At 70.0% G+C, this 8,034-nt stretch carries 10 protein-coding genes, 2 tRNA genes and 2 pseudogenes; 9 read left to right on the forward strand and 5 right to left on the reverse strand.

Annotation, left to right across the window (positions count from 1 at the left end; genetic code table 11):
- The first annotated feature begins 153 nt into the window (after positions 1 to 153).
- The 4 genes from DMH08_RS37035 (at position 154) to DMH08_RS37050 (ending at position 1,149) form a co-directional block, all read left to right on the forward strand.
- A tRNA-Asp gene (locus DMH08_RS37035) sits at positions 154 to 231 on the forward strand.
- A gap of 20 nt (positions 232 to 251) precedes the next feature.
- Positions 252 to 325, forward strand: a tRNA-Phe gene (locus DMH08_RS37040).
- 249 nt (positions 326 to 574) lie between these two features.
- Complete coding sequence (locus tag DMH08_RS37045) at positions 575 to 823, forward strand: type II toxin-antitoxin system RelE/ParE family toxin (protein ID WP_442778671.1); 249 nt, start codon at positions 575 to 577, stop codon at positions 821 to 823.
- Positions 820 to 1,149, forward strand: coding sequence for a helix-turn-helix domain-containing protein (locus DMH08_RS37050; protein WP_125620866.1), 330 nt, complete (start codon positions 820 to 822; stop codon positions 1,147 to 1,149). The genes DMH08_RS37045 and DMH08_RS37050 overlap by 4 nt, the downstream gene beginning before the upstream one ends.
- A 397-nt stretch (positions 1,150 to 1,546) precedes the next feature.
- Here the strand turns inward: DMH08_RS37050 and DMH08_RS37055 are convergent, their stop codons facing one another.
- The 4 genes and pseudogenes from DMH08_RS37055 to DMH08_RS42890 all read right to left on the reverse strand — a co-directional run.
- Positions 1,547 to 2,161, reverse strand: a complete 615-nt coding sequence (locus DMH08_RS37055) for a DUF4865 family protein (protein ID WP_125620868.1) — start codon at positions 2,159 to 2,161, stop codon at positions 1,547 to 1,549.
- 28 nt (positions 2,162 to 2,189) lie between these two features.
- Positions 2,190 to 2,600, reverse strand: coding sequence for a (R)-mandelonitrile lyase (locus DMH08_RS37060; protein ID WP_125620869.1), 411 nt, complete (start codon positions 2,598 to 2,600; stop codon positions 2,190 to 2,192).
- A gap of 16 nt (positions 2,601 to 2,616) precedes the next feature.
- The gene (locus tag DMH08_RS37065) at positions 2,617 to 3,192 is read right to left on the reverse strand and encodes a TetR/AcrR family transcriptional regulator (RefSeq protein WP_125620871.1); all 576 of its coding nucleotides are present in this window, start codon (positions 3,190 to 3,192) and stop codon (positions 2,617 to 2,619) included.
- A gap of 177 nt (positions 3,193 to 3,369) precedes the next feature.
- A pseudogene (locus tag DMH08_RS42890) lies at positions 3,370 to 3,525 on the reverse strand (DUF6507 family protein); the annotation flags it as partial.
- An 85-nt stretch (positions 3,526 to 3,610) separates the two neighbouring features.
- On the opposite strand from DMH08_RS42890, the pseudogene DMH08_RS37070 reads away from it, so the two are divergent.
- Positions 3,611 to 3,880: pseudogene (locus DMH08_RS37070) on the forward strand (hypothetical protein); the annotation flags it as partial.
- A gap of 171 nt (positions 3,881 to 4,051) precedes the next feature.
- Here DMH08_RS37070 and DMH08_RS37075 read toward each other — a convergent pair.
- A complete protein-coding gene (locus DMH08_RS37075) occupies positions 4,052 to 4,930 on the reverse strand; it encodes a phytanoyl-CoA dioxygenase family protein (protein WP_125620875.1) in 879 nt (292 codons plus the stop codon).
- Positions 4,931 to 5,017: 87 nt separating this feature from the next.
- On the opposite strand from DMH08_RS37075, the gene DMH08_RS37080 reads away from it, so the two are divergent.
- The 4 genes from DMH08_RS37080 to DMH08_RS37095 all read left to right on the forward strand — a co-directional run bounded on the left by DMH08_RS37080 (position 5,018) and on the right by DMH08_RS37095 (position 7,935).
- Positions 5,018 to 5,737, forward strand: a complete 720-nt coding sequence (locus tag DMH08_RS37080; RefSeq protein ID WP_125620877.1) for a response regulator transcription factor — start codon at positions 5,018 to 5,020, stop codon at positions 5,735 to 5,737.
- Positions 5,738 to 5,940: 203 nt separating this feature from the next.
- Positions 5,941 to 6,405: a cupin domain-containing protein gene (locus DMH08_RS37085; protein ID WP_026403254.1), complete on the forward strand. Its 465-nt coding sequence runs from the start codon at positions 5,941 to 5,943 to the stop codon at positions 6,403 to 6,405.
- 23 nt (positions 6,406 to 6,428) lie between these two features.
- Positions 6,429 to 7,145, forward strand: a complete 717-nt coding sequence (locus DMH08_RS37090) for a class I SAM-dependent DNA methyltransferase (RefSeq protein ID WP_125620879.1) — start codon at positions 6,429 to 6,431, stop codon at positions 7,143 to 7,145.
- A 40-nt stretch (positions 7,146 to 7,185) separates the two neighbouring features.
- On the forward strand, positions 7,186 to 7,935 hold the full coding sequence (locus DMH08_RS37095; protein ID WP_125620881.1) for an SDR family oxidoreductase: 750 nt from the start codon (positions 7,186 to 7,188) through the stop codon (positions 7,933 to 7,935).
- Positions 7,936 to 8,034 lie beyond the last annotated feature (99 nt).

Below are 8,034 nucleotides of genomic sequence, written 5' to 3' on the forward strand. Positions count from 1 at the left end.
AACCCCCGGAGCAGCATCCCCACCACGCGCCCCCGCACTCCCGAGAACCGAGTTGGCGCCACCCTCGGGCATCGCGTATGCTCTCGGACGTCGCCAAGAGCCGGGAACACCGGCCAAGACACACCGCCCGAGCCACTAGGCTCAGGCAAGCAAGGTCCTGTGGAGCAGTTAGGAGTGCTCGCCACCCTGTCAAGGTGGAGGCCGCGGGTTCAAATCCCGTCAGGACCGCCAGACGTGCGAAAGCACGTCATGGGCAGGTAGCTCAGTCGGTACGAGCGTCCGCCTGAAAAGCGGAAGGTCGGCGGTTCGACCCCGCCCCTGCCCACCTCCAAGACCAGCAACTACGCCCCGGAGCCACATGGCCCGGGGCGTTATTTTTGACGGCAACGTACGTCTCGTGAGAGCGGACGGTCGGCCATCGATATGAGTTCAGGGTTATATTGATGAGGTGCCCTGGGACGTGATCCTCCTCGAACCGGTCGAGAGCTGGTTCCTCGAGCTGTGCGAGTCCGAGACGGACACCGCCGCCTTGATCGAGCAAGCCATCGACAGGTTGGCCTAGGTCGGGCCGACGCTGGGACGGCCGCTCGTCGACACTCTGGAACACAGTGAGCTGCGGAACCTCAAGGAGCTGCGGCCCGGCAGCCGTGGGCGATCCGAGATCCGCATGCTGTTCGTATTCGACCCCGACCGCGCCGCGATCTTCCTCGTGGCCGGAGACAAGGCCGGTCAATGGGCCCGGTGGTACGACGAAGCCATCCCACTGGCCGAAGCCCGCTACACCGAGTACCGGGCCGCGAAGGACAAGGAGGCCGGACGATGAGCACCGGACGCCGCTGGCAGGACATCAAGGCCGAAGCGCACCGCCGCAACCCCGATCTGGCCGACCCCGAACGCCAGGCTCGGGCAAGCGCCGAACTTGACGCCTACGTCGCCGGCCACCACCTCAAGGAACTCCGAAAGGCCATCGGCAAGACTCAAGTGGAGGTTGCCCAGATCCTCGGTGTCTCCCAGTCCCGCGTCTCCCAGATCGAGAACGGCGACCTTGAAGCCATGGAGCTGGAGACCCTCCGCGCCTACGCCACTGCTCTCGGCGGGCACGTGGACATCACCGTCAGCGTCGGTCCCCACTCCATCAAGGTCGCTTGACACCTTCGGCCGAATGACGGCACCCGTGACGGCAACGTCGACACGCGATGACCATCACGGCCGCCCGTTGCACACCGTCCGACGCCGACATCTGTCAGGGCAGCAGCGCTCCTTCCACTTCTGAAAAGGAAGGTCGGCGGTTCGACCCCACCCCTGCCCACCTTCACTCTCTGACCAGCGGGAACACCGTGATCACCGTCGGTGTACACCGCTTGAACAGAGGAAAACTCTTTCCCCGGGCAAGCACCGCAATCGCAACGTGCTCGGCCGCTGAAGCCTCACAGTCTCCGTTCCGTCCGGCGGCGATCTGCGGCCCCTGCGGACCCCGGCCGTCACCGACTTGGACGATGGCGAAGAGATGGCATAGCGCACGGTGACTTTTGCGGATGCTGAGGGGCTACCAGCCCTGTCCCTCCGGCAGGTCCCTCAGGCCAGGGGTGGACAGGTGCAGCACCTCGTAGCGCTCGGTCGCCTCCTCGTCCGGAGCGGAGGAGTCGGCCCACATCACGAACCGCAGCAGCTGCCAATGGTGAGGGTCGACGGCCAGCGCAGCGGTGTGCACGCCCTCATGGCCGCAAAGCCGTTGCAGCTGTTCGACCTCCCGCTCGATCAGCGCGGACAGCCCCAGTCCAGTGCCGTCTAGGTCCGTGTCGGAGGGTATCGAGGTGAGACGACGGGAGGCCGTCTTGGGAGGTGCCGTGCGAGCGGGGCCGGCATGGCAGGCAATGCCGGCCCAATGCCGGGCGACAGGACGGCCGAAGTCACGGACGATGTTCTGGAATCCTCCGCCACCGACGAGGAAGTGGGCCATCGCGCCGGTGTCGTTCCACAAGTAGAAGGGGGCGTACTGGTTGATGGGCGAGCCGTCGATGCCGCGTTCGCGGATGACATACGCCTTCAGGCCCAATCCGGCCCGGTCGTCGAGGACGTGGCCGCCCTCGGCTACCCGCCTGCGGATGATCTTCATATCGTAGTCGGCGGGCAAGGTGATCTCGTATTGCTTGGCATACATGGGCGAATCTGCCTTCCTTCTTGGGTGATCAGTGGGCAAGCAGGCCAGTGAGGTATTCGGCCTCGGTGACATGGGTGTCGCGTTCGGCTTCGGTGCCGTCCTCGGCGACTACTTGGATCGCCAGATGCGTCATGAAGGTGGTAGGAGAGGCTCCGTGCCAGTGCCACTCGCCCGGCTCGATGCGCACACTGTCGCCGGCGCGGATGGTGTGCACGTCTCCGCCCCGGCACTGGACGAGCCCTGTCCCCTCGGTGACGTGAAGGACCTGGCCAAAGGGGTGGCGATGCCATGCGGTACGGGCGCCCGGCGCGAAGTGAACGCTGTCAACCCGGAAGCGTGACGATCCCTCGGGTGCGGCGATCTCGTCGACCCATGCCGCGCCGGAAACCCACTCGGGTGGTGCGACGGTGGTGGGCTGCGGTGTACGGGAGATACGCATCGAAGGCAGGCCCCTTCTACTCGTGGGCGGTGGGGACATGCGCGGCCAGGAGGCCCAGCACCCCGGTGATCGCCTGGTCGAATGGCTGTACCGAGCCGGCGGCGCGGGCCAGGACGTAGCCGCCCTGCAGAGTCGCGACGACAGTCGCGGCGGTCGCCTGCGGGTCCAGCGCGGCATCCAGTTCGCCGCGCTCGCGCCCCTCGGCCATCAACTCAGCAAGGCGTGCCCGCAGCCAGGCGAAGGTTTCGTCGACGGGGGCCCGCAGCGCAGGGTCGGCCATGACATCCGGGTCCTGGGTGAGGCGCCCCATCGGGCAGCCCTTGAGGACGTCTCGCTCCCGGTGCAGGTATGCGGCGATGCGGTCCACCGCGGTCCCCGGCGCGGAGAACTGCGCCTCGGCTTTGGCGCGCATCTCCCCGGCGGTGCGCTGGATCGCGGCGAGCGCCAGATCCGGCTTTCCGGCGAAGTGGTGGTACATGCTGCCTTGCCCGGCACCAGCCCGCTGCTGGATCGCCTTGGGGCTGGTGCCGGTGTAACCCCGTTCCCACAGCAGTTCGCGAGTGCTCTCGATGAGACGTTCTACAGTGCTCATGCAAGCAGTGTACATACTAATAGGTACAGAGCTATCAGGTTTCTGCCATTGCAGCCGCGGCCTCACTAACGGGTCCTTTATGCGAGCAGGATCAAGAGCGGGCTGCCGGAGCCCCGCCATGATCCCCAGGACCTCGTCCGAAACGATCACCGGCCCGCGCCCCGGTCGGCCCGCCCGGGTGGCGTTGTCCTGGGCTTCGGCGGCCATCTCCTCGTCGCCGCGCACGTAGTGGTAGGTGGCTTTGGCCGCGCCGCCCAGGACTCTCCCGGCGGGTGGTCGGCTGGGCCATCGATGCGCGGCAACGCAACGCGAGGGGAGCGACCGTGGATACACGGGAGGCGGCTGAGCGGTGGGCGCACGCGTGGGCCGAGTGCTGGCCCGCTCAGGAGGTTGAGGGGATCGTCGCCCGCACCGGGGCCGTGACGGGCTGCGCGACTACGTACGGGAGTGCTTCGACGAGGAAACCCGCCCGGCGGAGGTCTGGTTCGGCGAACCGCAGGTTGACGGTTCTCTGGCGGCCGTGGAGTACTGGGCAGTGACCTACCCGAATGACAAGCCGCTCACCATCTCCGGCTGCACGCTGCTGCGCTTCGACAGCGACGGCCTTGTGGCCGAGGCCCGCGACTACTCGCATGTCAAGGAGGGGCGCTTCCTGCCACCCGCCGGGCTGTTCCGCGGAAATGGTTGAACGGACGTTTCCCAAGTGCCCCGCGCACCCGGTTACGTCGATGGTTGGTGCGGCGGGTTTTCGTTAATCAGCACAGCGCGGTTGTGTCACCGGCTTCCGAAGTGCTGCCTGTTTCTCATCGTCGCCTGCTGGACCTGCTGATGGACGTCGCCGCCTGCACAGGCGGCGGGGTCAGCGGAGGTAGTGGTGGGATTTGTCTAGGAGGCCGCGGGATTTCAGTTCGGCTCGGAGGGGGATGGAGTCGTCCCAGACGCCGGAGGCGAGGGTGAAGCCGAAGTGGCTCGCGGCTTCGTCGGCGTCGCCGAGGAGCTGGCGGCGGAGGGGCGTGAGGCTCCGCCACCAGGGGGTGTGGCGGTTGATCGTGACGTCGTCGCGGGAGCGGATCCAGCGGTAGGTGTAGCAGAGGAAGACCATCTTGCGGGTGATGGTCGAGAGGTTCGGGGAGCGGGAGTGCCAGAGGCGGCGGTCGAAGAGGAAGGCGTCGCCGGGGCGGGCGGAGATCTCCACGGTGCCCGGGGGGCGGGGGTGGCGGCCGTCCGGGCCGGGCTCGGTGCGGTCGAGGGTGTTGCGGTGCTGGCTGCCCGGTAGGACGAGCGTGCCGCCGCGGCCCGGTTCGGAGAGGTCGCTGAGGACGTAGGCGACCTTGATGGAGAGCATCGGGCGCGGCTCCATGTCGAGGTCGGCGTTCTGGCGGTAGCCGTCCTGGTGCCAGCGCCAGGCGGGGTCGTCCTCGGGGACGGGCGGGTTGACGTCGATGTGGCTGTGGTGGACGTAGATGTTCCAGCCGAGGTGGCCCCAGAGGTGCGGGAAGGTCGCGGGGAGGTCGAGGAGTTCGGTGAACGCCTCGTCGCGGAAGACGGCGCCGAGGGTGTGCATCGCGCCGTGGGGGCCGAGGCGGCCGGCGCGCTCCTCGGCGGCGTGGACGCGGTCGACGGCCTGTTCGACGGACGCGCGGAGGGGTTCGTCGAGGGCGCCGCGGACGAGGAGGTAGCCCTGCTCGGCAAAGGTGCGGCGGTCGGCGTCGGTGATGCGCGCGTAGCGGGACGGCATCGGGTGCTCCTTCGCGGTGGGGGGACCGGTCGAACACTGAAGCGGGCGGCGGCGAAGAACCGGTGAAGAACCTTTGGAGGAGTGATCATGATTCGGAGATCTCCCGTGCGCGGCTCCCGCGTTCTCGTGGCCGAGGACGATCCGACGCAGGCGCGGCTCGTCCGGGCGTATCTGGAGCGGGACGGGCACAGCGTGGTCGTGGTCGGGGACGGGCGGGAGGCGCTGGAGCAGACGCGGGCGCGGCACCCGGACCTGCTGGTGCTGGACGTGGTGATGCCCGGGGTGGACGGCCTGGACGTGTGCCGGGTCCTGCGCGCGGAGTCGCGGGTGCCGATCATGCTGCTGACCGGCCGTTCGCGGGAGGACGACCTGCTGCTCGGCCTCGATCTCGGCGCGGACGACTACGTCACCAAGCCGTACAGTCCGCGGGTGCTGACGGCGCGGGTGCGGGCGCTGCTGCGCCGGGCGGGCGCGTCCGGGCCGGCGGACGGACGGGACGTGCTGCGGGTCGGGGACCTGGAGATCGACCCGGGCCGGTTCGAGGTGCGGGTGGCCGGGCGCCGGGTGGAGCTGACCGCGAAGGAGTTCGGGATCGTGCAGGCGCTGGCCGCCGAGCCGTCCCGGGTGTTCACCCGCGCGCAGATCCTGACGCTGGCCTTCGGGTTCGACCACCATGTGCTGGAGCGGACCGTGGACGCGCACGTGGGGAACCTGCGGCGGAAGATCGAGCCCGATCCGGGCAATCCGGTGTATGTGCAGACGGTGTACGGGCGCGGGTACAGGATCGGTCACGGCGGGGCGCGGTAGGCGCAGGCCGCCGCCCGGCAGCCTCCTCGGGACGGGGCCGGTGTTCGCCGTCCAGCTCCCGGTGGGCCACGACCGCGGCGATGGCCAGAGGGGACAGGCGGGCGGCGCTCCCCGCGCTCCGGCGGCGATGCCATTGCGGTTGAAGATTCAACTTGTTACCGTGCATGCATGTCGTTGAAGATTCAACCAGGACGGAGGCTGCGATGAGTGTCGCCCTTGTGCGGAATCCGGGGGACGGTCCGCGGTTCGAGTACTACGACTTCGGCATCGAGCAGGTCATCTCGACCGACGAGACGGACGGGGTGCTCACGGCCACGCGCTTCGTGATGCGGCCCTCGGGCGCGCCGCCGCTGCACGCGCACAGCCGCGAGGACGAGGCGTGGGTCGTCCTCTCCGGCGAGGTCCGCTTCTGGGTCGGCGGGACGACGCTGGACGAGTGCGACGTGCACGTCGCCGAACCCGGGGCGCTCGTCTTCAGCCCCCGGCTCGTGCCGCACACGCTCCAGCCGGTCACCTCGACCGCGGAGATCCTCCAGCTCAACAGCCCCGGGGCCATCGAGGGCTACTTCAAGGGGATCGGGCCCGCGGGCGAGCGCGCCGACGCCGACAACCTCGACTTCCTCGAGAGCTACGGGGTGCGGGTCTTCGCGGCTCCGCCGCCCGCCTGACCGGCGTCGCGTACGCTTGACCGGTGTTCTCCCCCCAGGGCCCGTCGCTGCGCGAGCTGGCGGTGCAGGCGCTGTCGTCCGTCGAGCGCGGCTACGACCTGCTCGCCCCGAAGTTCGATCGGACGCCGTTCCGCACCCCCGACCGGGTCCTCGACGCGACCGCCGAGGCGCTGCGCCCGCTCGGCCCGTTCGGCGACGGACTGGACGTGTGCTGCGGCACCGGCGCGGGCGTCCGGGCCCTCGCCCCGGTCTGCCGGGGAGGGATCACGGGCGTCGACTTCAGCGCCGGCATGCTCGCGGAGGCGCGGCGGGCCCACCCGGACGCCGCATGGGTGCGGGCGGACGTCCGGTCCCTCCCCTTCGCCGGCGCCTTCGACCTCGCGGTGACCTTCGGGGCGCTCGGGCACCTGCTGCCCGCCGAACGCCCCGGACTCTTCGCCGGAGTGCACCGCGCGCTGCGCCCCGGCGGGCTCTTCGCGTTCCCGATCGGGGCCCCGCCGCCGCCGACGTCCCCGCTGTACTGGGCGCTGCTCGGCTTCGACGCCGCGATGCGGATCCGCAACGCCGTCTGGCGCCCCCCGTTCGTCATGTACTACCGCACGTGCCCGCTGGGCGCCGTCCGCGACGACCTGGCGGCCGCCGGCTTCACCGTGACGACCGTCCCGCTGGAGTCCCTCGGACGCCGCGATGACGGCGGCCCCCGCGCCCGCCTCGTCCTCGCCCGCCGCCCGGCCGCCTGACCTCGGCGTTTTCCCCGTCCCGGTGGGCAGGAAGACCGGCATGAAGGTCGTGATCATCGGGGGGACGGGCCTGATCGGCTCGAAGGTCGTGGCGAGGCTCGCCGAGGACGGGCACGAGGCGGTGGCGGCGTCGCCGGGCACCGGCGTCGACGCCCTCACCGGCGAGGGCCTCGCCGAGGTCCTGGACGGCGCGTCCGCCGTGGTGGACGTGTCGAACTCCCCGTCCTTCGAGGACGCCGCGGTGCTGCGCTTCTTCGAGACGTCCACCGGCAACCTGCTCGCCGAGGGGCGCAGGGCGGGCGTCCGGCACCACGTCGCGCTGTCGGTGGTGGGCGCCGGGCGGCGGCCCGACGTGGGCTACTTCCGGGCGAAGCTCGCGCAGGAGAAGCTGATCGAGGAGTCGGGGGTCCCCTACTCGATCGTCCACGCCACGCAGTTCTTCGAGTTCGCGCCCCGGATCGCCGACGAGGCCGCCGACGGCGACGCCGTCCGGATCGCCCCGGTCCTGTTCCGTCCGATCGCGGGGGACGAGGTCGCCGCGGCGGTCGCCCGGACGGCGTCCGGCGCCCCGCTGAACGGCACCGTCGAGATCGCCGGCCCGACGCAGTACCGGATGGACGACTTCTTCCGCACGGCCCTCGCGGCCTGGAACGACCCGCGCGAAGTCGTCACCGACCCGCACGCGCACTACTTCGGCGCGGAGATGCACGAGGGCGACCTCGTCCCCGGCAACGGCGCCGCCCTCGGCGAAACCGACTACCCCGACTGGCTCCGAACCACCCACCGCTGATTCCGGTCGCGCTGAGGCGGCCGATGTGGTCGTCGGCGCGTTCGATGGGCTCTTCGGCTCTGCTGTGCGGGGGCGGTGGGGGGTTTCTTTGCCGGGCGG

Origin of the sequence: Actinomadura sp. WAC 06369, assembly GCF_003947565.1 — a bacterium.
GTDB classification, from domain to species: Bacteria; Actinomycetota; Actinomycetes; order Streptosporangiales; family Streptosporangiaceae; genus Spirillospora; species Spirillospora rifamycini.